Origin of the sequence: Baekduia sp., assembly GCF_035318805.1 — a bacterium.
Classification (GTDB): Bacteria; Actinomycetota; Thermoleophilia; order Solirubrobacterales; family Solirubrobacteraceae; genus Baekduia.
On record NZ_DATHDY010000063.1, the window covers coordinates 73,784 to 98,085 of the forward strand.

A 24,302-nucleotide genomic window follows, 5' to 3' on the forward strand; every position below is an offset into this window, starting at 1 on the left:
GACGGTCGGGCCTACTTGACGGTGTCGGGCACCTGGATGGAGCCTGCGGCCAGCTTGGCCTTCACCTCGTCGAGCTGCGGCTGGTACTTGGCGCCGGCGGCGCTCACCTTGCCGATGCCCGCGCCCTCGTTCTTGACGTCGAACGTCGTGTTCGTGCCGCCGGTGAACCCGTCGTCCTGGACCTGCTTGACCGTGTCGAACACCGCGGTGTCGACCTTCTTGATCGCGGAGGTCAGGACGTACGGACCGAGGTAGGCCTGGTCGGCGTCGACGCCGATGCCCTGCTTGCCCTTCTCCTTGGCCGCGTCCAGCGCGCCGAGGCCGCACTGGCCCGCCACCTGGAAGACGACGCCGGAGCCACGCGCGATCTGGCTGAGCCCGATCTCCTTGCACTTCGCCTGGTCGACGAAGTCCTGGGAGTAGGCGTGGAGCGTCTTGATCGACGGGTTGACGGCCTTGGCGCCCGCCTCGTACCCGGCGATGTAGTGATCCACCGGCGGGATCTTCTGACCGCCGACGCTCGAGATCGTCGTGATGTTGTTGTCCTTGGCGTACAGCGCCGCGAGCGTGCCCGCGAGGTAGCCGGACTCCTGCTCCTTGAAGAGCAGGCCCTCCACGTTGGTGGGCTTGCCCTTGAGGCCGGTCGCGTCGACGTCGATGATCGCGAACTTGACGTCCGGGAACTTCTTGGCGACGGTGCCGACCGCGTCGGCCATCAGGAACCCGACGCCGACGACGAGGTCGTACTTCTGCTGGGCCAGCGTGGACAGGTTCGGAACGTAGTCAGCGTTGGACTTCGAGGTCAGAACGCGCCCGGTGACGCCGAGCTCCGTCTTGGACTGCTCGAGGCCCTGGTTGGCCAGGGTGTTGAACGAGCGGTCGTTCAGACCGCCGATGTCGGTGACCAGCCCGACCTTGATCGCCTTCTTGGCCGGAGCGGCGGCGGTGGTGTCCGAGCCGCCCGACGTGGACGAAGAGTTGTTGTCAGAGCCGCAGCCTGCAGCGGCTACGAGGATGCCAGCGATGCCGATGGCCGCGATGGCCCGACGAGTGGAACGTGCGCGCACTTGCGAGAGAACTCCCTCTGGGATTGAACGGGACTGCTGAGGGACAGCGCGACCGACCCTTGGCCGCGGCGCAAACCTACATGTCCGGCCGGTGGTCATGGAGATTGACCATCACGTCCGGACCCGCGAAGGCCGCATTCAGCGCGGTTTCGGTGATGTCCTGCAGGTCCTCGAGGTCGAGCCCGATCGCCTCGTGCGCCAACTCGTACTCCCGGCCGATCGTCGTACCGAAATACGGTGGATCGTCTGATCCCAAGGTCACGGGGACCCCTGCGCCCATCAACGTGGGCAGCGGATGGTCCTCGTAGCCGGGGTACACGCCGAGGACGACGTTGGACGTCGGGCACACTTCCAGGACGATCCGGCGCTCCGCGAGCTCGGCGACCAGTGAAGGGTCCTCGATGGCCCTAACACCGTGAGAAATTCGCACGACGCCGGGCAGCTGCAGCGCGGCGCGCACCGAATCCGGGCCCGCGTGCTCCCCCGCGTGGACCGAGCAGCCGAGCCCGGCGTCGGAGACGATCGAGAACGTCCGCGTGTAGTCGGCGGCCGGGAAGCCGGCCTCGTCGCCGGCCATGTTGAAGCCCACGACGTAGGGATGGTCCAACGCGACGGTCCGGCGCGCGACGTCCTCGCAGGCCTCGACGCCGAAGTTGCGGACGGCCGAGGAGATGATCCGGCCGACGATGCCGTGGCGGTCGCGAGCGTCGTCGATGCCCTGCGCGATCCCCGCGAGATGGTCGGCGTCGGGGAGCCCGACCTTCGCGCCGTGGTCCAGCGAGGCGATCAGCTCGACGTAGACCGCGCCCTCGGCCGCACAGGCGGCGAGGTACTCATAGGTCACGTCGCGGTAGTCCTGAGCGGTGCGGATCGACGTCGCGGCGTCGTCGTAGGCGCGCAGGAAGTCGAGGAAGTCGACCCAGGCGAACGTGTCGTCGTCGGCGAACAGCCCGTCGGGCAGGCCGATGCCGTTGCGCTGCGCCAGCCGGCGCACGAGGTCCGGCGTGGCCGTCCCCTCGAGGTGGACGTGCAGCTCGGCCTTGGGGATCGCCGCGACGGCGGCGGCCGCGTCGCTCATCGCAGAACCTCCGTCACGACCGGGGGACTGTCCCCCACCCGATCGACGGGGGGACTGTCCCCCACCACGATCATCCGCCGCACCGCGGACGCGGCCGCGTCCGCGGACGCCTCGTCGCGGGCGTGCACCACCGCCAGCGGGCGGCCGCCGCGCCCCACCGAGGCCCCCGGCCCGGCCACGGCAGCCAGCCCCACCGCCGGGTCGATCACGTCGCTCTCCACGGCGCGCCCGCCGCCCAGCTGCATGACCGCGAGGCCGAGGCCGCGCGTGTCGTGGCCGACGACGATGCCGTCGCGCTCGGGGAAGACCTCGCGGACGACGGGCGCACGCTCGAGGTGGTCGTCGGGCCGCTCCATCAGGTCCGCAGGCCCGCCGAGCGCGGCCACCATCGCCCCGAAGCGCTCGGCAGCGGCACCGCTGGCCAGCGCGGCCGCGGGGTCGGCGCCCTCGAGGCCGCCGAGCTCCAGCAGCGCGCGCGTCAGCGCCAGCGTCACCTCGACCAGGCGCGGGTCGGCATCCGGCGCGCCGGTCAGCACCGCGATCGACTCGCGGACCTCCAGCGCGTTGCCGGCGGTGCTGCCGAGGACGCGATCCATGTCGGTCAGCAGCGCCACCGTCGGCAGCCCGGCGGCCACCGCGACGTCCACGAGCGCCCGCGCGAGCGCGCGCGCATCGTCGAGGTCGCTCATGAACGCGCCGTTGCCGTGCTTGACGTCCATCACCAGGCCGCCGAGCCCGGCGGCGAGCTTCTTGGAGAGGATCGACGAGACGATCAGCGGGATCGCCTCGACGCTGCCGGTCGCGTCGCGGATGCCGTAGAGCCTCCGGTCGGCGGGCGCGAGGTCGTCGGTCTGCCCGCCGATCACGCAGCCGACCTCGCGGACGACGCGAGCCATCGTGCCGGCGTCCGGGGTCGCGTCGTACCCGGGGATCGCCTCGAGCTTGTCCAGCGTGCCGCCGGTGTGGCCGAGACCGCGACCGGAGATCATCGGCGTCGCCCCGCCGCACGCGGCGATCAGCGGGGCCAGGATCAGCGAGACCTTGTCGCCCACGCCGCCGGTGGAGTGCTTGTCGAGCACGGGCCGGTCGAGGTCAGACCAGTCCAGGACCGTGCCCGAGTCGCGCATGCCGAGCGTGAACGCCGGCAGCTCCTCGGCGTCGAGCCCGCGGAAGAACACCGCCATCGCGAACGCCGCGACCTGCGCGTCGCTGAGCGTGCCGTCGCCGATCCCGGAGGCGATCGCGCGCAGCTCCTCGAGCGACAGGGCACGGCCGTCGCGCTTGTCGCGCAGCAGCTCCTTGGTGGGGCGGATCGTGCTGGAGACGGTCATGCGGCGGGAGCTCCTGCGAGGTCGGCGACGAAGCGGGTGAGCACGCGTTCGAGGTCCTTCGCCGCGGTGGCGGCGTTGACGAGCGTGTGCTCGTGGGAGAGGACCTCGTCGCCGAGGCCCTCCGCGAGGTTGGTGATCGCCGAGACGGCGGCCACGCGCAGGCCGGCGTGGCGCGCGACGATGACCTCCGGAACGGTGGACATGCCGACCGCGTCGGCGCCGAGCGCGCGGAACGCCCGGATCTCGGCCGGCGTCTCGAACGACGGGCCCGCAACGGCGAGGTAGACGCCCTCGGCCAGCTCGACGCCCTCGGCGCCGGCGGCGGCGCGCAGCTGCGCGCGCAGCTCGAGGTCGTAGGCGTCGCCGAGGCCGACGAAGCGCGGGCCCAGCGCGTCGTCGTTGGGGCCCATGAGCGGGTTGGCGCCCATCAGGTTGATGTGGTCGCTGAGCGCCATCAGGCGCCCGGGCGTGACCTCGGCGCGCAGCGAGCCGGCGGCGTTGGTCAGCACGAGCGACTCGGCGCCGAGCGCGCGCACGGTCCGCACGGGGACCGCGAGCTCGGAGGCCGCGATGCCCTCGTAGAGGTGGGCGCGGCCCTGCAGGACGACGACCGGCGTGCCGGCCAGCGTGCCAAGCACGAGGCGGCCGGCATGGCCCGCGACCGACCCGACCGGGAAGCCGGGCAGCTCGGCGTAGGGGATCGCGACCGCGTCCTGCACCGCATCGGCGAGGCCGCCGAGGCCGGAGCCGAGGACGAGGCCGAGGCGCGGGGTCGGCGCGTGCGCGCCCGCGCGCTCGCGGACGACGTCGGCCGCGGCGGTCATGCCGTCGCCTCCGCGAGGTCGAACGCCAGCGGCAGCAGCTGGGCCAGCGCGACCGTCCGGCGCACGCCCTCGGGCCCGCACAGGTGGACGGGCGTCTGCGGCCCCGCGAACTCCGCCAGGCGCTGCCGGCAGCCGCCGCAGGGGACGATCAGCTCGGTGTCGGCCATGACGGCCACCTCGCGGATCGCGCTACCGCCCGCGGCGATGAGCGCTCCGATGGCCGAGGCCTCGGCGCATTGGCCCTGCGGGTAGGCGCCGTTCTCGACGTTGGCACCCGCGTGCAGCCCGCCCGCCTCGTCGCGCAGCGCGACGCCGACGTTGAAGTGCGAGTACGGCGCGTACGCGCGCTGCATCGCGCCGCGCGCGAGGTCGACCAGCCGCGGCGTGGCCGCGCCGGCCTCCAGCAGCAGCGCCGCGTAGCCGGTCGCGACGACGCGATCGTCGGACATGCCGAGCGTGGCGCGCAGCGCCGCCACCTCGGCGTGCTCGGCGGCGAGGTCGGACTCGGGCGGCGCGACGGCCTCCAGCTCGACCCAGGAGCCCAGTCCGTCGACGGCGTCGAGGTGGATCCGCACGTTGTCGCGCAGCAGCAGGCGGCGCGTCTTGTCCACGACGACGACCGTGCCGAGCGATGCATCCAGCGCCGCGGTCAGCGCAGCCGGGTCCGGCACGTCGACCAGGTGGTAGGCGCTCGTCCGCGCCGTCGCCTGGTCGGGCCGGGCGTAGGCGATGAGCTGCGCGTGCGGGGCGGCGTCGCCGGCGCGCTCCTCGCGCAGCTTGAGCCGGCCCTCGCGGGCGGCGAAGTAGGTGTCGCGCTGGTGCAGCACGCCCTGGTCCTGCGCGCCGGCCGCCAGCGCGGCGTGCAGCGTGCGCTCGGGTTCGGGGTCGCGCGCCTTGAGCTCGACGTTGCGAAGTGCGGTCATCGCCGGGCCAAGCTACACGGTGGCTCGCCGAGTCCCTGCACAGCGTCTCGGCCATGGACTACTGTCCGCCCATTGATGGCTGGCCTGCGCGTCGTCGACCACCCCGTGATGGCCCGAGCCGTCACCGAGCTGCGTGCTGCGGAGACCTCACGCGCCGCGTTCCGCTCGGCCCTGGCCGATGCGTCGTCCATGCTCGCCTACGAGGCGCTGCGCGACCTGCCCGTGCGCGAGGTGGAGGTCGAGACGCCGCTGGAGCGCACCACGGGCAGCACACCCGCGCCGGTCATGGTGATCGCGGTGCTGCGCGCCGGCCTCGGCATGGTCGACGGCTTCCTGCGCTTCGTCCCGGATGCGGCGATCGGCCACCTCGGCATGCGGCGCAACGAGCAGACGCTCCAGCCCGAGGACTACTACGAGTCGCTGCCCGAGGGCGTCGAGCGCTCGACCGTGTTCGTGGTCGACCCGATGCTCGCCACCGGCGGCAGCGCCACCGCGGCGCTGCACCGGATGCGCCGCGCCGGCGCGACCGACCTGCGCCTCGTCTGCCTGGTCTGCGCGCCGGAGGGCGTCGCGACGGTGCAGGCCGCCCATCCCGACGTGCCGATCCTCGCCGCGGTGCAGGACCGCGGGCTGGACGAGCGCGGCTACATCCGCCCGGGCCTGGGCGACGCCGGCGACCGGCTGTTCGGCACCGACTAGGGTCGGCGCACCATGGCTGCCGACGACGACGCCCCGGCCTCGGGCCTGCCGCTCTCCGGCAGCCAGTCGACGTCGCAGCTGCCCAAGGGCCGCCACGGCCTGTCGCGGGAGTTCATCGTCAGCAACCAGCGCGAGCGGCTGCTGGACGCCATGGCCAACGTCGTCGCCGCGAAGGGCTACGCCGCCACCCGCGTCGTCGACGTCACCGACTACGCCGGCGTGTCGCGCAAGACGTTCTACGAGCTGTTCACCGACAAGGAGGACTGCTTCCTCGCCGCCTACGACGCCATCACGGCGTTGTTGATGGACAAGATGGCGCAGGGACTGGCGGCGGTCGCCGACGACACGTGGGAGGCGAAGGTCGGCGCGCTGCTCGGCGAGTTCCTGCGCTTCCTCGCCGCCGAGCCCGCGTTCGCGCGCATGTGCGTCGTCGAGGTCCTCGGCTCAGGCCCGCGCGGCCTGGCGCGCCGCGACGCCGCCGTCGAGGCCTTCTACCCCATCGTCGACCAGCTGCCGCGCTCCCAGCCGGGCGCCGAGAAATGGCTGTCGCCGCTGACGCCGCAGTTCGTCACCGGCGGCATCTTCGAGGTCGTCTACGCGGCGATCCGCCGCGGCGAGATCGAGACGCTGCCGGACTTGGAGGAGGACCTGACGCATCTGGCGTTTCGGGCGTACTTGTATCGCAAGGAGTGGGAAGCGATCGGGAGGCGGGAGTAGGCGGGTGGGGTTGGGTCGTGGTTGGCGTTCAGCTCGGGCGGGCGTCGTGCAGCGGCGCGCGGTCTGTCGGCAATGACGAGAGGGCGTGTGCGGTGGGCGCGGGGCGTCGCCGGTCTGCCGCGAGCGCCGCGGGGGCGGACGCCTCCACCTATGGGTCCATGACACCCATAGGTCGAGTCGGACGCCCGCCGCGGGGACGACGGCGGCAGACCGACGAGGCCGGCGGCAACACTGCCACCTGTTGTCACTGCCCCCGTCAAGCGCCCCGCCGCCCGTGGACGCCCGCGCGGAACGCCAACGACGCTTCGCACCCCGCGCGCCCGCGGAAGACCCCAGGCGCCCGCGCCCTCCTCCCACCTCCCCGTCATCGCCGACGGACCACGCCCCGCACCGCCCGTGCGCCCGAGCGGAAAACGCCACCAACGCCCGCCCCGCCCCTCAACCCAGACGCGCCCTCCCCAGCGCCAGCAGCAGCGCGTCGTCGGCGCCTTCGCCGATCTGGGTCTGGGGCGCGTCGCGGCGCAGGCGGGCGAGCTCGTCGCCGGCGGCGAACGAGCGGCTCGCGGCGAGGCGCGCCGCGCGGTCCACGGTCCGGACCGCGGTGTCCGACGCGGTGACCTTGGCGGCCATCGACGGGTTGCCGACGCTCACCGATCGGCATAGGATCGGGGGTGCTCGAGGCATCATGTACACCTTCGCCCCTCGTTGTCGCGTTCCGGGCCGGGTCGCGCTGCTGGCGACCGTGGTGCTCTTCGCGCTCGTGGCCGCCCCCGCGCACGGCGACCAGGCGCCGGCGTTCACGGCGGGGCCGAGCATCGAGGGCGCGGCGAGCGTAGGCGCCGAGCTGCGGGTCGTCGCCTCGTGGACCGGCGTGGCGGCGCCGGCGCCGCTCTACGAGTGGGACCGGTGCGACGCCTCGGGCCTGTTCTGCGACGTCATCGCGGGCGCGTGCGGCGCGACCCGCGTCGTGATTGGCGACGACATGGGGAGCCGCTTCCGCGCCCAGGTCCATCTCTTCAACGCCGCCGGCGGCGTGGCGGCGCGCACGCCGCTCAGCGACATGGTCGTCGCGGGCCCGGCGTCCGGCCCCGGACCAGCCGCCGGTGCCGTACCGCCGGCGACGACCTCCTGCACCCCGGACGTCCCGCCGGCGATGCCGCCGCCGCCCGCGCCCTCCGCCGTACCGCCGCCCGAGTCGCCGCCGCCTCCTGCGCCACCGGCTCCGCAGGCGTCCGGGACGACGACCGCCACCACCACGGCGAGCGTCCGCCTCGCCTACATGCGGCCGTTCCCGACCGTCCGCATCCGCGGGTACTCCGTCGCGAGCGGCGCGCGCATCACGATGGTGTCGGTCCATGGGAAGCCGACCGCCCGCATCCGCGGCACCTGCGTGGGCGCCGGCTGCCCGCGCCGCGAGCCGCCGCCGCCACGCCATCCGCCGGCGCGGCTCCGGGCGTTCGAGGGCTTCCTGCGCGCCGGCACCGTGCTGCAGATCCGGGTGACCGCCGGCGCGGCGATCGGCAAGTACACGAGCTTCCGGATCCTCGCCCACCATGCACCGCGACGGGTCGATCGCTGCCTGCTGCCGGGCCGCTGGGCGCCGGTGCGCTGCCCGGCGTCGTGACCGGCCGCTCCTAAGCCACCTGCTCGACGGCGGGCTCGAGGCCCATATGCAGCCGCACGGTCAGCCCCTGCGTCGTCGGCCGGATCTCCACCAGGTCGCAGAGCTGGTTCATCAGCCACAGCCCGCGCCCGCCGGCCTGCGCCGTGTCCGGTGCGCGCCGGCCGGCCAGCGGATCGTCGAGCCGGCCGCCGTCGGCGATCTCGCACAGGACGTCGTCGTCGTCGCGCCAGATCCGCAGCACGCCCCGGCCGCCGCCGTGCAGCAGCGTGTTGGCGGCCGCCTCGTTGGCGGCGAGCAGCAGGTCGTCGAGGCGCGCGCCGTCCAGGCCGGCGGCCGACGCACGGTCGCGGACGAAGAGCCGCAACCCGTAGAGGTCGTGGTCGACCCGGCGCTCGTCGGCCGTCGGCGGCACGGGATCGAGCGGATGCGCCGCGGCCTGCGCGACGGTGCTCGGGTCGCCGTAGAGGACGCTGTCCCAGCGGCGGCCGGAGGCGTGCAGCACGGGATGGGTGCGCTGGGCGCCGACGAGCACGGTCGGGTCGAGCCCGCCGACGTCGTAGGGACAGAGAATCGAGACGGGCACGTCGGCGAACGCGACGTTCAGCAGCGCCTCGTGGCGTTCGCCCTCGACGTTCTCGCACGGGCGGCGGCCCGGCCAGACCGGCTCGCCGACCCAGCGCAGGCGCCGGCCGGGGTTGGCGTCCAGCACGTTGCGCAGCGTGGGGATGATCCGCGCGGGGTTGCGGCCGAGCTCGGCCATGTCCATGAACCCGAGGTGTTCGGTGGGACCGTCGAGACGATCGCGGAGCGCCGTCAGACGCGGCTCGGGGACGGCGACCACGACGGTCTCTCCCGCCGCGAGCCCCTCGTTCACGAAGGCTGACGTCCCCTCCAGGAACTCGTCCAGGCCTTCGTACATCAGCGCCTCGTGCACCAGAGCGGACATGCGCGGGACACCGTAGCTGCCTCCGCGCCGCCATAGCGACGATTCCCGAGGGTGGTCATGGCGCTGACGTTGACGTAGGATGGTCAGCAATCGGGGGTGGTGAGGATGTATGAGTCACGATGAGCACCTGCTGACCATTGCCGAGGTCGCCGATCGCGCGGGCCTGAAGCTCTCGCGCGTGCGGTACTACGAGCGCGCGGGTCTGCTGCCGCGGCCCGAGCGCGGCGCGGGGCGCGAGCGGCGCTACCGCACGGCGGCCGTCGCGTGGCTCGCGGTGATCACCGAGGCCCAGGAGGCCGGGCTGACGCTGGCCGAGATCGCGGAGCTCTTGGATCTGCGTGGGCTGGTGCTCGGGGCGCCCGCGCGCGAGCGGCGCTGACCCCGGTCAGCCGGGCAAGGACGCGCCGGCGAGCGCCGCGGCGGCCCCGACCCCACCCGCCGCGACCAGCGTGGCCACCACGCCGCGGCGCAGGAGGAGCAGCGCGGTCGCGGCCGCGGCGAGCACCGCGAGCTGCCACGGCTCGGAGAGCGCGAGCGCGAGCGGGATCGCTGAGCCAAGGATGGCTCCGAGCGCGGCGGGCGCCGCACCGTCGATGAAGGCGCGGACGGCGCGGTTGGCCAGCAGCGCGTGGAAGCGGTTGGCCCCGACGACGACGAACAGGAACGACGGCGAGAACGCGACGAGCGCCGCGAGCAGCCCACCGCCCACGCCCGCCGCCGCGTAGCCGACCACCGCCACGGTCTGCACGACCGGGCCAGGGGTCACCTGGCCGAGCGCGACCGCGTTGAGGAACTGGCCGTCGGTCATCCAGTGGTGCTGGGTGACCGCGTCGGCCTGCATCAGCGGGATGATCACGAAGCCGCCGCCGTAGGAGAGCGCGCCGACCTTGAAGGCCGTCCACGCTAGCGCGCCCAGGCCGCCGGTGGAGGCGACCGCGGCGAGCAGGAGCGCGACCGGCGCCGGCGTGATCGCGGCAAGTCCCGTCCCCCGCTTCAGCGCCAGCGAGACGACCCCGCACGCGAGCAGGACGAGCACGAGGAAGGGCCCGACGGTCGCCGCGGAGATCGCCCCGAGCAGGATGTAGGCCAACAGCGGACCGCGGCGCGGCGCCGCCCGCGCCCAGCTCGGCTTGATGAGGTCCACGCCGGCCCTGACCGCCACCGCCGCGACGGCCGCGCCCGCCCCCGCCCCAGCGCCCCGCAGCCAGCGCGGCGGGTCGCCGGCCAGGAACGCGGCGGCGAGGAGCAGGATCAGCGCGAGGCCGGGCAGGATGAACGCGGCGCCGCCGACCAGCGCGCCCGTGCGGCCGCGGAGCCGGTGGGCGCAGGCGATCGCCAGCTGCGTCGACGCGGGACCGGGCAGCAGGTTGACGGCCGCGACCGTGTCCTCGAACTCGCGGTCGCGGATCCACCGGCGGCGCGTGACGCACAGGTCGCGCAGCAGCGCGATGTGCACGGGCGGCCCGCCGAAGCCCAGGCACCCGATCCGTCCCCATTCCCGCGCGATCGTCGACAGCGACGGACGGGCCGTGGCCTGGGGAGCGACGGCGGCGGACACGGCGCGAAGCCTAGACAGGAACAAACCCCGTTGCGTCCCGAACATTTTAAGTGGCGGTGGTCACGAGGCCGAGCTACCGTCGACAGCGAGGGAGCCACCGTTTCCACGAGGCTCTGACGCGCCCGCACGATCGACTGGAGCACCGTGCAAACCACCCGTCCTGACGCCCGAAGCCCAGCCGGACGAACGACCTCCGTCGTCGCCGCGGTGCTGCATGCGCTACAGGCCTCCGACGAGCCACGCCGCCTCGACACGCTGGCCCGGGAGACGGGGCATCGCGACGCGCACGACGTCTCGCGCGCCATCGGCGTGCTGCTCGCCCAGGGCCTGGCCACGCGGACGCCCCGCGGGTACGCCGCGACGAAGCTGGGCCGCCGCGCGGCCGGAGGCCGTCCGGGCACGGAGTCGTCGCCGTTCCCGCGGGCGGTCGCGCCGCCACGCCAGCCGGGCCGGAGGTCACGGGTCTAGGAGGCCACCCGGGCGGGGCGTATGCTCGCCCGATGGGGTTCACGGAGGGCGTCCACGCGGACCTGATGCGCGAGGCGATCGCCGTCGAGGCGGGTGGGCAGCGCGCGCTGCTGAGCGGTGATGCGGAGGCCGCCGTGCCCGCGCTGCGCCAGGCCGCCGACCTCTACCGCGCCTCCTGGGAGGCGGCGCCGCCGGCGAGTTACGGCCGCCTCATCGGCGTGTTGAAGGCCTCGATCCTGGCGGGCGACGCCCGCGCGGCCGCCGACTACGCCACCGGCCAGATCCCCGACGACGCGACCTCTCCCCCGGCGTCCTACGCCCGCGCCATCACGGCCCTCGTCGACGACGACGACGCCACTGCCCGCACGGCCGCCGAGCACATGCGCGCCGGCTCCCCCGCCTTCGTCCGCGCCGCCGACGCGATCACCGCGCTGGTCGACCGCGACGACGAGTCCTACACCAACGCGATTGCCGCGATCGCCGACGACTTCGCCGCCCGCGACGAGCACCTCACCGGCGTCGCGATCGCCGACACGGCGCTCATGCTCGAGCGTCTGGCCGCGCCGCGCGGGATGGCGTCGTCGGTCACGTCGCCGCTGCTGCCGGCCGCGGGCACCTGACTCAGCTCGCCGGCCCGACCAGCGCGAACCGCGGCTGCTCGACGCCGTCCACCACCACGGTCTCCAAGAACATGGCCTTCGGGCGGACCCAGACGCCCCGGTCGCCGTACAGCGCTCGGTAGACGACCAGCTCCTCCCCGGTCTCGCTGTGGCGCGCCTCGAAGAGGACCTCGTACTCGTGGCCCTTGTAGTGGCGGTAGCGGCCGGGGTACATGTCGTCTGCGAGATCCTATGGCGCCAGGCGCGCGCCGGCGCGCCGGACCGGTCAGCGACGTATGAGCGTGACCCAATACGGCGCGGGCTGCGGGTCGGTCGTGCCGAAGCGGGCGTTGACCGCGTACAGCTCGCCGTCGAGCTCGGTGATCGTCGTCGGGACGTCGAAGCCGGTGCTCTTGATCGTCGTCAACACGGCGCCGGAGGCGTAGTCGGCGGCGAGTCGTACCACCGCGATCTCGTTGTCGAAGTTCCGGACCACGTACAACGTGCGGCCGTCGAGCAGCAGCCCGTCGCCGTTGGTGAGCTTCGTGGCACCGAGGTCCACCTGGGCGGCGTCCCCCGTGGCCGGGTCGATCTTCCACAGCCGGCCGGCGTTGGTCTGGATCGCCAGCAGCGACCGCTCGTCGGACGTGGCGACGATCCCGTTGAGGTTGTTGCCCTGCTCATTGGGGATGCCGGGCAGCGCGATGGTCCGGGCGGGATCCTCGAGCTTGGTGTCGACCGCGTAGATCGCGCTGCGGCGCGAGTCGGTGAAGTAGGCCGTCGAGCGGGTGAGCGCGACGTCGTTGACGAAGGTCGCATCGCCGGGGACCGAGAGCTGGCGCTCGGCGAGGTCGTCGCCGGTGCGGGCGTCGTAGATGAAGGCCTTGCCGGTCGGGCCGCCGGCGACGAAGAGGCGCCGGCGCTCGTCGACCTTCAGGCCGATCGCGGCGCGGCCTGCGTGGGCGGCGACGACGGTCGTCGTCTCGCCCGTGCGCGCGTCGAGGCGCAGGACGGCGCCCGTGGGGATCGAGCCGACGAAGAGGTCCGAAGAGCGGGGATCGGAGGCGATGCCCTCGGGCTGCCAGCCGGCGGGGAGGTCGAGGCGGTCGGGGAGGTCGGCGGCGCCATGGCGCTCGCCGCCCTTCGGCCCGGGGCCACCGCCGGTTCCCGCGGTCGCGCCGGTGACCACGGCGACGGCGAGCGACAGCGCGAGAACGACAACGACGAGCCTGGCCTGCATGACGACCTCCCGGGCGGTTCGGCGACCCGGAGGACGGTTTCACCGGGACGGCGGGAGGTCAAGGTGCCCGGTTCGCCGGGCGGCGCCGGGACCCGTGCGTCAGGTCTCGTAGACGAACGTGTGCTTGAAGAGATCGAGGTACACGAAGGTCTCGGTCGAGATGACCCCCGGGATCTGCCGCACGTGGTCGTTGAGCACGGCGAGCAGGTCCTCGTGGGTCTTGCCGACGATCTCGGCGATGACGTCGAAGGATCCGGAGGTCGCCACGACGTAGATCGACTCGTGCAGCTCCGAGATCTTCTTGGCGACCTCCCGCGAGTCGCCCTGAACGCGCAGGCCGACGAGCGCCATGACCGATCCGCGGGTGACCAGCGGATCGGTCACCGCGACGATCTGCATGTACCCCTTGTCGATCAGCCGCTGCACGCGCTGGCGCGTCGCTGCCTCCGACAGCCCGACCTCGACGCCGAGCTTCGAGTAGGGCAGGCGCCCGTCCAAGGCCAGGCGATCGACGATCGCGCGGTCGATGTCGTCCATGACCGTCTCGCCCTCGCGGCGCCGGCGCGGCGTCTTGCGTGTGGTCATCGCAGCAGGTCTCCGGCGCGCTTTGCAGGACTAGGCGAACAGATCCACCACGGCGGCTTCGAAGACCTCGGTGTGGAGGTCGGCGTCGGCCATCGTGGTGGCGGGACAGGCGAGCAACATGTTGTGAAACGGCGTGATCAGGACGCCGCGGTTGAGCGCGTGCAGGTGCATGACGCGCTCCAACTCCGCGTTGAGCGTTGCGTACGACGCGGTGCCATCGCGCGGCGGGTCGGCGACGAACCGGTACTCGACGCGGCACCCGAGCTGCAGGGCATGCCAGCGCAGGCGATGCTTGGCGATCACCGCGTTCATGCCGGCCAGCAGGCGGTCGGCGACAGCGGTCGCGTGGGCGAAGGCGGCCGGGGTGAGGACCTCGGTGAGCGCGGCGCGCATGGCCGCGAGCGAGAGGGCGTTGCCGGCCAGCGTGCCGCCGATGCCGCCGACGTCCTCGAGGTCGGCTTCGGGGTCGTCGAGGAGCTCGTCGGCGATCCGCCGCGTGACGCCGAGGGCTCCCGCGGGGACGCCGCCCGCGATGGCCTTGCCGATGGTGAACATGTCGGGCTCGAGCCCCCACGCACCGGTGGCGCCCGCGGGACCGACGGAGAACGTGTGCGTCTCGTCGATCAGCAGCAGCGTGCCGTGCTCACGCGTCAGGCGCCGCAGCTCGGCGTGGTAGCCCCCGTCCGGGAGGATGATCCCCATGTTGGTCATCGCCGGCTCGGCGATCACCAGCGCCACGTCGCCGTGCGCGAGGGCCTCCTCGAGCGCCGCGAGGTCGTTGAACTCCACGGCGCGCGTCGTGACGTCGAGGTCGACCGGCGCTCCGACGTTCCCCTCGCGCGCCACCGTCCGCCCGTGGGCGGCGCGCACGGCGAGCGTCTCGTCGACGGCGCCGTGGTAGCTGTAGGAGAAGCACAGGATCTTGTCGCGGCGCGTGAGGTGCCGGGCGAAGCGGATGGCCGCGCGGTTGGCGTCGGTCGCGCTGAGCGTGAACATCCAGCGGTCCAGCCCGAAGCGGTCGCGCAGCGACGCGGCGGCGACGGCGGCGTCGTCGGTCGGCAGCATCATCGTGGTGCCCGCGGCCAGTCGGGCGCTCGCCGCCGCGACCACCGGCGCCGGCGCGTGCCCGGTCATCGCACCGGTGTCGCCGAGGCAGAAGTCCACGTACTGGTGGCCGTCGGTATCGGTGATGCGCGCGCCCTCGGCGTGGGCCGCGATGACGGGGAATCCGCCGGCCCAGCGGCGCATCCACGGCATGGGGACGCCGCCGAGCATGGCGTCGTCGGCGTCGTGGTGGCCGGCCGCGACCGGATGCTCGGCGACGAAGCGCTTGAGCTCGCGGTCGAGCACTGCGGCGATGTGCTCGGGGTCGGGGAAGCCGGCGTCGGCGTTGACTGGAGCCGTTGGTGCGGTCATCCGGCAACAGATTTAGCTGAGCTGGGAACATAATGCAAGGGATCTCGTTGCAGAATTGGGATTCGGCCACTGAGTCCGTTGCCACTTGCCCGAGCGCGGAGCTACGGTGCCCCGGTGCTGGGACCAGTGGTTCCCGGAGCTCGGCCGCGCGTACGCGCTGGGCGGCGCCGACCTGCTCGCCTACCCCACCGCCATCGGCTGCGAGCCGCTGCATCCCGCCTGGGACACGCGGCCCGAGCGGCAGCGCTCTTCCCCGACACCTTCCCCCACAGCGTGCTGCGGTCATGAGCACTCGGCGCGGGTAGGTGGGCACATAGCGAGCTCGCCGACCCCGAGCCCGTGAGAAGCGACTCGTCCCGCGCGCGAGACCACGCCACGCAGAGGAGTCCGCGCTCAGACCGGAGGTCGAGCGCGCGCGCCTCCCCGCCGGATCGTCAGTCGCCCGTTCCTCCGCGTACGCTGGAACGCGTCCCCCTCTGATGCACCGGTCACGGATCACCTCCAAGGAAGCCCCATGAGCGCCCCTGTGGCCTCACGGGTCGACGCACGCGCGCGCGTCTTCGGAGTCCTGGCGGAGACCGGCGCCGCGTCCCGTGCCGATCTTGCGCGCCGGACGCAGCTGGCGGCCTCCACCGTGTCGGCAGTCGTCACCGAGCTGCAGACCGCCGGCCTGGTGACCGAGCCCGCCGCCGGCGGCGATCCGCGCCCGCCCGGCGCCATGGGGCGACCGCCCGTCCTCGTCGCCATGCACCGCAACGCCGGCGTGGCGATCGGCCTCGACTTCGGCAAGCGTCACGTGCGCGTCGTGGTCTCGGACCTGGCACACGGCATCCTCGCCGAGCGCCACGACGAGCTCGACGCCGACCTGCCGGCGGCCGCGGCGATCGCGCACGCCGCCGGCCTCGTCGACGAGGTCCTCGCGGAGGCCGACGCCGATCAGGACGACGTCGTCGGAGTCGGAATGGGGCTGCCGGGTCCCGTGCACGGCCCGACCGGCGAGCTGGGTGACTCCACCATCCTGCCCGGCTGGGTCGGCGTCCGGGCCGCCGAGGCGATGAGCGATGCGCTGGGGCGCGCGGTCGAGGTGGAGAACGATGCGAACCTCGGAGCGTTGAGCGAGTGGATGTGGGGCGCCGGACGCGGCGCCGAGAACATGGCCTACTTGAAGGTCGCGACCGGCATCGGCGCCGGCTTGATCATCCGCGCCCGCCCGTACACGGGCACCAGCGGCACGGCCGGTGAGATCGGCCACACCGTCATCGACCCCAGCGGCCCGAACTGCCGCTGCGGCAACCGCGGCTGCCTGGAGACGGTCGCCGGGTCCGCAGCGATCCTGGCGGCGCTGCGCGGTACGTTCGCCGCAGACGTCACGATCGCGGACGCGATCGCCTGCGCGGTCGACGGCCACACCGGATGCGCCCGGGCCATCGCGGCCGCGGGGACGGCGATCGGCACCGCCGTCGCCACGCTGTGCAACCTCTTCAACCCCGAGCGCATCGTGGTCGGCGGTGACCTCGCCGCGGCCGGCCCGCTCCTGATCGAGCCGCTGCGCGACGCGATGCGCCGCGGCGCCGTGCGCTCGGCCGCCGAGGACGTGACCGTCGTCGAGGGAACGCTCGGTGAACGCGCCGAGGTCCTCGGCGCTGTGGCGCTCGTCCTGCGCCGAGGCGCGGAGCTGCTGCACCGCTCCGACGCGGTCGCGGCGCGCCGCGCCTGACCAGCGGCCCAGGCACCCGTCGTCGTAAAGCGACGACGGTGCCTGGGCTTGGTCAAAACACCTAGGTCATGTCACTGCACTGCAGCGCGTCGGCGTCCTTGCCGGCCCCGGGCACCAGGCGGATGTTTGCGAACGCCGCCTCCATCTGGCCGTCGGTGTAGATGAGGAACGGGGTGTTGATGTGGTCGAACTCCAGCGATCCCGTGTCCAGGCACCGCAACGGCACCTTGATGGTGTGCTTGGCCCCGTCGGCGACGTCGGTGAAGGCCTTCGTCATCGGGGCGTCCGAGAAGCACGGGTACGTGCAGTGGGCGCTGATGACGACGCGAGCCGTCGGCGCCTGCGTCACGATCGTGTCGAACACGATCGCGCCGTCGGCGTTGAGATACGGGCGCAGGTCCTGCTCCGGGGACTGCAGGTAGAACTGGCCGGCGCCGCCCTTCCAGGTGATCTTCCGGGCGTCCTGCTGGACGTTCACGTCCGACGTCCGAGCCTCGATGTTCGTGTGCGTGACGACGCTGCTGGGGTCGTTGCCGAGCTCCGTGCCGCCCCAGTTGTCCGGCGAGCCGATGTAGCTCTTGTACGGCGGCACGTCCTGGCGGACGAAGATGTCCAGGTCGTCGGTCGCCGTGCCGCCGCCCCCGCCGTCGACGCAGCGCGACGCGGACGTCTCGTCGAGCTGCCCCACCGTCCCGGTCTGCCCGTTGCCCAGGCCGTAGCCGAGCGGGAACAGCGGAGCGTAGCCGTCGTCGCCGGCGTTCAGCGGCGCCTGGCACGGGGCTCCGGGCCAGCTGTAGGACAGCGTGCCGGTGAAGCCCTGGCCGGTGTTGCGGCCCTTGACCAGGAGGTCGGCGACGCCCTCGCCCTCGGTGCCCGGCAGCCAGGCCGCGACGAACGCGTCCGAGCGGTTGAGCTCCTTGTTGACGTAGAGCGGCCGCCCCGACAGGAACACCGTGGCCACCGGCGCGCCCTTGCCGCTCACGCGGTCGAGCACGGCGAGATCCTCCGGGTGCAGCACGGCGTTCTCGAGTGAGCGCTTGCCCAGGTCGCCGTTGCCCTCGGCGTACGGCGTCTCGCCGATGACGGCGATCACCGAGTCGAACGCCTTGGGGTCGACGCCCTCACCCGTCTCGCTGAACGTCACGTTCGCCTCCCCGAGCGCCTGGCGCAGGCCGCCGAGGATGGTCGTCCCGTTCGGGAAGTCGGCGTTCGTGTTGCCGGTCCCCTGCCAGGTGAGGCTCCAGCCGCCGGTCTGGTTCTGGAGGCTGTCGGCGCTCTTGCCGACGACCAGGACCTTGGACGTGGGCGCCAGCGGCAGCAGGCGCCCGTTGTTCTTGAGCAGGACCTGCGACTTGCGGACGGCGCTACGCGCGACCTCACGGGCCTGCAGGGCGCCGGCCGAGCCGGCGTCCTCACGCTGCGAGGGCTTCGGGCGGTCCAGCACGCCGCTGCGAATCTTCACCCGCAGGATGCGCGTCACGGCGTCGTCGATGCGAGCCATCGAGATCTGACCGGCCTGGACCTGCGCGACCGTGTTGGCGATGAACGCCTTCCAGTCGTTGGGCACCATGATCACGTCGAGCCCGGCGTTGATGGCCTGCGGGCAGCTCGCGTTCGTGCAGCCCGGGACCTGGCCGATGCCGTTCCAGTCCGAAACGGTCAGCCCGTCGAAGCCCATCTTGCCCTTGAGGATCTCGTTGATGGCCTTGCTGCTGCCGTGGAGCTTGCCCTCGGTGATCCCGAGCTCCTCGTTGGTCCAGCTGTTGAAGGAGATCATCACCGTTTGGGCGCCGGCCGCCAGCGCGCCGTAGTAACCCTGACCGTGGACGTTGATCATCTCGGCCTCGGACGAGGAGTTGACGCCCTGGTCCTTGCCGCCGTCGGTGCCGCCGTCGCCGATGAAGTGCTTGGCCGTGGCGATGACGCCCTCTTCGGCGATCCCCTTGCGGTCGTTGCCCTGCAGGCCGCGGATGGCCTCGTAGCCGTAGGCGCGCGTGATCCGCGGATCCTCGGAGAAGCCCTCGTACGTGCGGCCCCAGCGGTCGTCGCGAACGACGGCGAGCGTCGGAGCGAACGCCCAGTCCTGGCCCGTCGCCCGGACCTGGCGCGCCGTGGCGGCCTCGACGTCGCGGACGAGGCACGGGTCGTGCGCGGCGCCGAGCGCGATGTTGTGCGGGAAGAGCGTCGCGCCGTAGACGTTGCTGTTGCCGTGGACGGCGTCGATGCCCCAGACGGCCGGGACATGCCCGGCGTTGCCCTGCTTCGACGCCTTCCAGTAGGCGTCGGCCAGCGTGAGCCAGTCGGTGGGCGCGGCATGCTTGTCGGCGCTGGGCCATGAGCCGCCGCCGTTGAGGATCGAGCCGATGTGGTACTCGCGGACCTCGTCGGGCGTGATGGCCCCGATCTCGGGCTGCGTCATCTGCCCGACCTTCTCCTCGAGCGACATCTCGGAGAGCAGGGATCGCACGCGCGCCTCGACGTCCTTGGACTTCTTGATCCGGCTGGAGACCGCCGGCCAGTCGGCGAGCGTCGGCAGGCTCTGCTGGATCCGGGCGCAGCCGTCCTCGCCGAGCTGCGGCTGACCGATCTGCGCCTGGCCGCCGCGATCGGCGCCGCTGACGCCCGGCAGCAGCGCGACGAGGAGCGCGGCGAGCGATGCGAGGCCGACCACCCCCAGTCGACCCCGGCCGGCGAGCCCGCGACGCGACTGCGCCACCGACCCATCTCCCAGCGGTGTGTGCGCCGGCGTATCCGTAGACCCTTGGACCCGCGCGCGTAGACCACGGCGGACGTGCAGTCGACCCATGATGCTGCTCCCTCTCCCGATGAGAACCCCGGGCGGCCGCAATCGTCGACCGCCTCCCCTTTATGCGATTTCGCAGTATCTTCGGGTCACGGCGCGGTTGTCAAGCACGCCCGCTTCCGGGGTGTTGGGCGGCTCTGAGGAACGGCGTCACCGACGCCGAGGCGGGACGTCTACGGCGAACGCCCCGCCGGAGCGGGGCGTTCGCCTGCGGTGCCCCAGGGTGTGGCGGGTGCCTACGGCGTGGTGGTCGTCGTCGGCGTGGTCACGGCCGGCGTCGTCGTGGTCGGCGTGGGCGTCGTCGCGGTGGTCGTGGGCGTCGTGGTCGACGGCGGGGTGGTCGTCGACGCGTCGTCGTCCTTGTCGGCCCGCAGGTGAGCGGCGGCCACGACGCAGCGGCTGTACGGGGTGCCCTTCTGACCCTTGACGTGCTTCTTGCTCACGCCCTTGCAGGCCTTGGCCGGAGAGGTGGTCTGGCCCTTGTCGATCTTGTCGAGGGCGGTCACGCACTGGCTGAACGGCGTGCCCTTCTGGCCCTTGACGTGCTTCTTGGACTGGTCCTTGCAGTACTGGCCGGGCGCCGTGGCCTTGCCTGCGGGCGTCGTCGTGGTGACTGGCGCCTTGGGACCGTTGCCCGGCGTCTCCGCCGGCTTGTCCGCGAACGCCGCGAACGGGAGCGCCAGGCCGGCGCCGGCCGCGCCGACAGCGATGAGAGTCTTGATCGTCATGCACACTAGAACCGGCCGGCGCCTCAAAATCACGAATTTCCGTCATCCAAGCGGACACTTGTTCGAGTCCCGCTCGACGACGGTCCCACTACGCCGCGCTCGCCACGCCGCTCATCCGCGCGGCCGTCCCGTCCCACGACCGCTGCACGGCGTCGTCCAGTGCCGGGTGGTAGTGCTTCGCGAAGAGCTTGGAGGTCAGCGTCAGCATGACCAGCTCGGGGTGGATGAGGATGTCTGGCCGGGCTCCTCCAGCAGCGCGCGCCGAAGCGCCACGGTCACTCCAGCCCGATCACGCCCTCGCGGTGCAGGCGTCCGAGCTCGGCGTCGGTGAGCCTGAGCAGGCCGCCGAGGACCTCGGCGGTGTGCTCGCCGAGCAGTGGGGCGCGGCGGACGGGCTCGCGCGGCACCGCGGAGAAGTCCAGCGGCGTGCCCGGCATCCGGTAGCGGCCGACGCCCGGGTGCTCGACCTCGTCCCACATCTCCGAGTCGACGGTGACCCGCGGATCGTCGTCGACGAGCTGGCGGAAGGTCTGGTACGGACCCCAGGAGACGCCGGTGCCCTCGAAGGCGTCGCGGATCTCGGCCAGGTCGCGGGACCGAAACCAGGGCCGCAGGATCGCGGCGATCAGGTCGCGGTCCTCGAACCTGCCGGACTCGGTGTCGAGGTCGACACCGGTCGCCTCGTTGATCTTGGCCATCTGCTCCTGCGTGCCGGTGACCTCGAGCAGCGCCTTCCACTGACGGCGGGTGAGGGCGACGACCATCACGTGACGCTCGTCTTTGCTGATGAAGTCATGGCCGAAGGCGCCGTAGAGGTAGTTGCCGTCGCGGCGCGGCGAGTCGCGCGAGGCGAGCTGCGCCTCGGCGACGCGGCCGAGATGGCCCACGACGGCGAACGCGACGTCCGAGAGCGCGATCTCGACGAGCTGCCCCTGACCGGTGCGGGTCCGGTGGCGGTCGGCGGCCAGCAGCCCGACGGCCGCGAGCTCGCCCATCGCGATGTCCCAGGCGGGCAGCACCGAGTTGAGCGGCGCGGCGAGGTTGCGCGGCCCCGTCGCCCAGGGAAAGCCGGTCGCGGGATTGACGGTGTAGTCGACTTCGCTGGTGCCGTCGCGGTTGCCCTTGAGGTGCACCATCACCAGATCGTCGCGACGGGCCCGCAGCGTCTCGTAGCTCAGCCATCCGCGCGCGGGGAAGTTCGTGAGGAACGCGCCGGCGGCGCCGATCACCTCGGAGACCAGCTCGCGGCCGGCATCGGAGCGCAGGTTGACGCTCAGCGAGCGCTTGCCCTTGTTCAGGCCGGCCCAGAACAGCGACTGCCCGCCGGCCGCCAGCGGCCAGCGGGTGTGGTCGAGCCCGCCGCCGAGATCGTCGAAGCGGATCACGTCCGCGCCGAGCTGCGCGAGCGTCAGCCCGCCCAGCGGCGCGGCGACGAACGCCGACCCCTCAACCACGGTCAGCCCTTCCAGGATCCCGGTCATGCGCGCCTCCAGCTCATGGCATCAACGCGATCAGGCGCCAGTCCAGGACGTCGCGGGCCACGCCGTCGCCGCCGGTGGCGGCCGACCGCACACGGAGACGGACGAGGCCGCCGTCGTCCTGGCCCTCCAGGCCGGTGATCTCGATCCGCGAGTGCAGCCGATCGCCTTCGAAGGTCGGACCCAGGTGGTCGCACGACTCCCATGCCAGGATCGTCGCCAGGTCGGGCAGCGCCCGCGTCACATGCGCGGCCGCGACGCCGATCACGTGCCCGCCGTAGACCAGCCGCTCGCCGTGCGCGCCGGCGCTCGCGTCGGTGTGGGTGTGCGCGAGGTTCAGCGACAGCCTGGCCAGCTCGGTCGCCGCCGTCACCGTCTCGGCCGCCTCGATGTCATAGGTGTCGCCCTCGCGCAAGGCGATGAACAAGCTTCCCAGCGGCTCCTCGCGCAGCGGACCGAGGTCCCAGCCGCGCGGGATCAGGCCGGCCACGTCGACCGGCTGCCCGATCGCGGTGAGGTCGTCGGCGTCGTCACCGGGCGAGGCGGACCTGCTCGGCAACAGCGGCGCACGCCAGAAGTCGAGGATCGGCTCGCCGTGGGCGTCGACCGTCGTCACGCGCAGCGCGACGATCCCGCGACCGCGAGACGCATCGCGTCGCGCGACGACCTCGGTCGTGGTGCGCAGGGTCGTTCCGACCGGGACCGGGCGGGCCCCGAGGCCGCGGTAGAAGAGGTTCCCGAGCACGCGGGCGCTCGGCGCGGTCGACTGGCCGATCGCGATGTCGCAGACGAGCATGGGGTGCGCGAGCAGCCCGGGCGTCCCGGTCACCGCTTCGCAGAGCGGGCCGTCGAGCGAGAGCCGCAGGCGGTCGCCGACGATCGACTGGTGCAGGGCGGCGTGTCCGCTGGTCAGCGTCAGACCCGGCGCGCGGAAGGTCTGGCCGCGGCGCAGCTCCTCGTAGTACGGAGCGGCGACCCGATGACGCGGCGCCTCCGGGGCCGGCTCGTCCTCGTAGGGCAGCGCCAGCAGCCGGTGCGCCTGGCGCGCCATGGCCTCGTCGACCATCGCTCCGTCCACGGTCGCCGCAGCACCGCCCGCCGAGGACGCGCCGGCCACGGCCACGGTGACGGCCTGCGCCCAGCGTCGCTCGCGCGAGCTCGGGGCGAACGCGGCGTTGATCGGTGCGACCTGCGCGGGATGGATCGCCCACTTGCCGTCGAAGCCAAGCTCCCGCGCCGCCCGGGCCGCCTCGCTGACCCCGCGGTCGTCACGCAGGCCGAAGAAGGGCCCGTCGATGGCCTGCGCCCCGCCGATGCGAGCTGCGGCCAGCACCGTCTCCTGGGCGACCAGCCAGCGGTCGAGATCGCGTTCGGCGCCGCGGCGCCCGAGTGACGCGGCGAGGTCCGCGTAGCCGAGGATCAACGTCACGACGGAGGGGTGGGCGGCGATCGCGCCGGCCGCGGCCAGGCCCTCCGGCGTCTCGACGAGCGCCTGGACGGGCGCGACGGCGGCGGCCGCCACGACGTCGGCGGGCGCCTGCACCTTCGGGACCACGATCGTCAGTCCGTCGTGCCCGGCCGCGGCGCACGTCGCCAGGTCGGCGGCCTGCTCGGCGGACCCGGCTGCGTTGACGCGCACCGCAACCCGGCGCTCCTTCCATTCCGCCGCCGCCAGCGTCTGCGCCAGCTGCTCCCGCGCGGCCGCCTTCGATCCGGCTGCGACGGCGTCCTCGAGGTCGAACACCACCTCGTCGGCCCCGGCGCCCAGCGCCTTGACGTGCATCTTGGCCTGATGGCCGGGCACCACGAGGCACGATCGACGGACGGTCACGGCTTCGTAAGGTATCCGCCGGGATCGTCGCCCGACAGCGGTCCGAGCACGCGCTGGGAACGACGCGAGAGATGGGTTACGCTCGGACGCACCAGCTAGCGCAAGGAGGGGTGATGACCTTCGAGGTCGGAGACCGAGTCGTCGCCGAGTCCGAGTCGACGGAACGTCCGCCGCGCCCGGGGACCGTGCGGGAGATCCTCCATGCCGATCCGTCGCCGCGCTACCGGATCGAGTGGGACGACGGCCACACCACGATCTACGTGCCGGCGGCGGGCGCGCTGCACGCCGCTGGAAAGCCGGCCGAGGCGGCGACCTGATCAGCGGCTACGGGGCCGGCTCGCGGAACTCCACGAACCCCATGAGTGCGCGGTCGGCCCGAATCGCGCGCTGGATGCTCTCGGTGCTGGGCCGCCCGAGCCCGAGGTCGGCTCCGACGATCAGCAGTCCGTACCCCGACGCGGCAAGCCGCTCCATCCACCGCGGTGGGGCGTCTTCGGCCGCGTCGTGGAAGCGCTCGCGCGGCTCGCCGGCCCGCAGCAGGACGAGGTCCGGCCCGTCGACCTCGAGGGTCAGGCCGGCCAGTTCGCGCACGGGCTCTCGGGCGAGCGCGCCGTGGAACCCGTCGTAGCGCTGAGCGTCGAGGTAGGGGCGCGACTCGCAGTCGCCGGGT

Annotated in this window: 25 protein-coding genes; 8 read left to right on the plus strand and 17 right to left on the minus strand. The window is 73.0% G+C overall.

Annotated elements, in window-relative coordinates; translation table 11 throughout:
* Nucleotides 1–11: 11 nt before the first annotated feature.
* From VK501_RS14570 to cdd, 5 genes are all read right to left on the minus strand, one after another.
* A complete protein-coding gene (locus VK501_RS14570) occupies nucleotides 12–1,067 on the minus strand; it encodes a BMP family ABC transporter substrate-binding protein (RefSeq protein WP_324338494.1) in 1,056 nt (351 codons plus the stop codon).
* A 76-nt stretch (nucleotides 1,068–1,143) separates the two neighbouring features.
* On the minus strand, nucleotides 1,144–2,145 hold the full coding sequence (gene add, locus VK501_RS14575) for an adenosine deaminase (RefSeq protein WP_324338496.1): 1,002 nt from the start codon (nucleotides 2,143–2,145) through the stop codon (nucleotides 1,144–1,146).
* Complete coding sequence (locus VK501_RS14580) at nucleotides 2,142–3,476, minus strand: thymidine phosphorylase (RefSeq protein ID WP_324338498.1); 1,335 nt, start codon at nucleotides 3,474–3,476, stop codon at nucleotides 2,142–2,144. Before VK501_RS14580 ends, add begins: the two co-directional genes overlap by 4 nt.
* A complete protein-coding gene (locus tag VK501_RS14585) occupies nucleotides 3,473–4,300 on the minus strand; it encodes a purine-nucleoside phosphorylase (RefSeq protein WP_324338500.1) in 828 nt (275 codons plus the stop codon). Before VK501_RS14585 ends, VK501_RS14580 begins: the two co-directional genes overlap by 4 nt.
* Entirely contained in the window at nucleotides 4,297–5,223 is a 927-nt protein-coding gene (gene cdd / locus VK501_RS14590; protein WP_324338502.1) for a cytidine deaminase, read from the minus strand. Before cdd ends, VK501_RS14585 begins: the two co-directional genes overlap by 4 nt.
* 75 nt (nucleotides 5,224–5,298) lie before the next feature.
* On the opposite strand from cdd, the gene upp reads away from it, so the two are divergent.
* Together upp and VK501_RS14600 are read left to right on the plus strand one after the other, a co-directional pair.
* Nucleotides 5,299–5,922: a uracil phosphoribosyltransferase gene (gene upp / locus VK501_RS14595; protein WP_324338504.1), complete on the plus strand. Its 624-nt coding sequence runs from the start codon at nucleotides 5,299–5,301 to the stop codon at nucleotides 5,920–5,922.
* A gap of 12 nt (nucleotides 5,923–5,934) precedes the next feature.
* Nucleotides 5,935–6,639, plus strand: a complete 705-nt coding sequence (locus VK501_RS14600; protein WP_324338506.1) for a TetR/AcrR family transcriptional regulator — start codon at nucleotides 5,935–5,937, stop codon at nucleotides 6,637–6,639.
* A 438-nt stretch (nucleotides 6,640–7,077) separates the two neighbouring features.
* Here VK501_RS14600 and VK501_RS14605 read toward each other — a convergent pair whose 3' ends face one another.
* On the minus strand, nucleotides 7,078–7,290 hold the full coding sequence (locus VK501_RS14605; protein ID WP_324338508.1) for an acyl-CoA dehydrogenase family protein: 213 nt from the start codon (nucleotides 7,288–7,290) through the stop codon (nucleotides 7,078–7,080).
* 34 nt (nucleotides 7,291–7,324) lie between these two features.
* Between VK501_RS14605 and VK501_RS14610 the strand changes: the two genes are divergently transcribed.
* Nucleotides 7,325–8,263 carry a hypothetical protein gene (locus VK501_RS14610; protein ID WP_324338511.1) on the plus strand — a complete coding sequence of 313 codons (939 nt, stop codon included), beginning with the start codon at nucleotides 7,325–7,327 and terminating at the stop codon, nucleotides 8,261–8,263.
* 10 nt (nucleotides 8,264–8,273) lie between these two features.
* Here VK501_RS14610 and VK501_RS14615 read toward each other — a convergent pair whose 3' ends face one another.
* Nucleotides 8,274–9,209, minus strand: coding sequence for an anti-sigma factor RsbA family regulatory protein (locus tag VK501_RS14615; protein WP_324338513.1), 936 nt, complete (start codon nucleotides 9,207–9,209; stop codon nucleotides 8,274–8,276).
* Nucleotides 9,210–9,318: 109 nt separating this feature from the next.
* On the opposite strand from VK501_RS14615, the gene VK501_RS14620 reads away from it, so the two are divergent.
* Nucleotides 9,319–9,588, plus strand: coding sequence for a MerR family transcriptional regulator (locus VK501_RS14620; protein ID WP_324338515.1), 270 nt, complete (start codon nucleotides 9,319–9,321; stop codon nucleotides 9,586–9,588).
* A 6-nt stretch (nucleotides 9,589–9,594) separates the two neighbouring features.
* Here VK501_RS14620 and chrA read toward each other — a convergent pair whose 3' ends face one another.
* Entirely contained in the window at nucleotides 9,595–10,767 is a 1,173-nt protein-coding gene (chrA, locus tag VK501_RS14625; protein ID WP_324338517.1) for a chromate efflux transporter, read from the minus strand.
* A 207-nt stretch (nucleotides 10,768–10,974) separates the two neighbouring features.
* On the opposite strand from chrA, the gene VK501_RS14630 reads away from it, so the two are divergent.
* Both VK501_RS14630 and VK501_RS14635 read left to right on the plus strand, forming a co-directional pair.
* The gene (locus VK501_RS14630; protein WP_324338519.1) at nucleotides 10,975–11,235 is read left to right on the plus strand and encodes a hypothetical protein; all 261 of its coding nucleotides are present in this window, start codon (nucleotides 10,975–10,977) and stop codon (nucleotides 11,233–11,235) included.
* A 32-nt stretch (nucleotides 11,236–11,267) separates the two neighbouring features.
* Nucleotides 11,268–11,855 (plus strand): hypothetical protein, encoded by a 588-nt coding sequence (locus tag VK501_RS14635; RefSeq protein ID WP_324338521.1) that lies wholly within the window; start codon nucleotides 11,268–11,270, stop codon nucleotides 11,853–11,855.
* A 1-nt stretch (nucleotide 11,856) separates the two neighbouring features.
* On the opposite strand, the gene VK501_RS14640 is transcribed toward VK501_RS14635, so the two are convergent.
* The 4 genes from VK501_RS14640 to VK501_RS14655 all read right to left on the minus strand — a co-directional run bounded on the left by VK501_RS14640 (nucleotide 11,857) and on the right by VK501_RS14655 (nucleotide 15,075).
* Nucleotides 11,857–12,069 (minus strand): DUF1653 domain-containing protein, encoded by a 213-nt coding sequence (locus VK501_RS14640; RefSeq protein WP_324338523.1) that lies wholly within the window; start codon nucleotides 12,067–12,069, stop codon nucleotides 11,857–11,859.
* Nucleotides 12,070–12,120: 51 nt separating this feature from the next.
* Nucleotides 12,121–13,074 carry a hypothetical protein gene (locus VK501_RS14645; RefSeq protein WP_324338525.1) on the minus strand — a complete coding sequence of 318 codons (954 nt, stop codon included), beginning with the start codon at nucleotides 13,072–13,074 and terminating at the stop codon, nucleotides 12,121–12,123.
* Nucleotides 13,075–13,173: 99 nt separating this feature from the next.
* Nucleotides 13,174–13,659 carry an Lrp/AsnC family transcriptional regulator gene (locus VK501_RS14650; RefSeq protein WP_324338527.1) on the minus strand — a complete coding sequence of 162 codons (486 nt, stop codon included), beginning with the start codon at nucleotides 13,657–13,659 and terminating at the stop codon, nucleotides 13,174–13,176.
* 30 nt (nucleotides 13,660–13,689) lie between these two features.
* Nucleotides 13,690–15,075, minus strand: coding sequence for a transaminase (locus VK501_RS14655; RefSeq protein ID WP_324338529.1), 1,386 nt, complete (start codon nucleotides 15,073–15,075; stop codon nucleotides 13,690–13,692).
* Nucleotides 15,076–15,589: 514 nt separating this feature from the next.
* On the opposite strand from VK501_RS14655, the gene VK501_RS14660 reads away from it, so the two are divergent.
* Nucleotides 15,590–16,792, plus strand: a complete 1,203-nt coding sequence (locus VK501_RS14660; RefSeq protein ID WP_324338533.1) for an ROK family transcriptional regulator — start codon at nucleotides 15,590–15,592, stop codon at nucleotides 16,790–16,792.
* A 61-nt stretch (nucleotides 16,793–16,853) separates the two neighbouring features.
* Here the strand turns inward: VK501_RS14660 and VK501_RS14665 are convergent, their stop codons facing one another.
* From VK501_RS14665 to VK501_RS14680, 4 genes are all read right to left on the minus strand, one after another.
* Nucleotides 16,854–19,424, minus strand: coding sequence for an exo 1,3/1,4-beta-D-glucan glucohydrolase (locus tag VK501_RS14665; protein WP_349261020.1), 2,571 nt, complete (start codon nucleotides 19,422–19,424; stop codon nucleotides 16,854–16,856).
* Between the two features lie 407 nt (nucleotides 19,425–19,831).
* Nucleotides 19,832–20,323: a hypothetical protein gene (locus VK501_RS14670; RefSeq protein ID WP_324338537.1), complete on the minus strand. Its 492-nt coding sequence runs from the start codon at nucleotides 20,321–20,323 to the stop codon at nucleotides 19,832–19,834.
* Between the two features lie 275 nt (nucleotides 20,324–20,598).
* Complete coding sequence (locus VK501_RS14675) at nucleotides 20,599–21,804, minus strand: CoA transferase (protein ID WP_324338539.1); 1,206 nt, start codon at nucleotides 21,802–21,804, stop codon at nucleotides 20,599–20,601.
* A gap of 13 nt (nucleotides 21,805–21,817) precedes the next feature.
* Nucleotides 21,818–23,632, minus strand: coding sequence for an aldolase/citrate lyase family protein (locus tag VK501_RS14680; protein ID WP_324338541.1), 1,815 nt, complete (start codon nucleotides 23,630–23,632; stop codon nucleotides 21,818–21,820).
* Between the two features lie 113 nt (nucleotides 23,633–23,745).
* Between VK501_RS14680 and VK501_RS14685 the strand changes: the two genes are divergently transcribed.
* A complete protein-coding gene (locus tag VK501_RS14685) occupies nucleotides 23,746–23,949 on the plus strand; it encodes a DUF1918 domain-containing protein (RefSeq protein ID WP_324338543.1) in 204 nt (67 codons plus the stop codon).
* A 7-nt stretch (nucleotides 23,950–23,956) separates the two neighbouring features.
* Here VK501_RS14685 and VK501_RS14690 read toward each other — a convergent pair.
* Nucleotides 23,957–24,302 (minus strand): hypothetical protein (locus tag VK501_RS14690; RefSeq protein WP_324338545.1); only part of this gene is annotated, 346 nt, incomplete at its 5' end.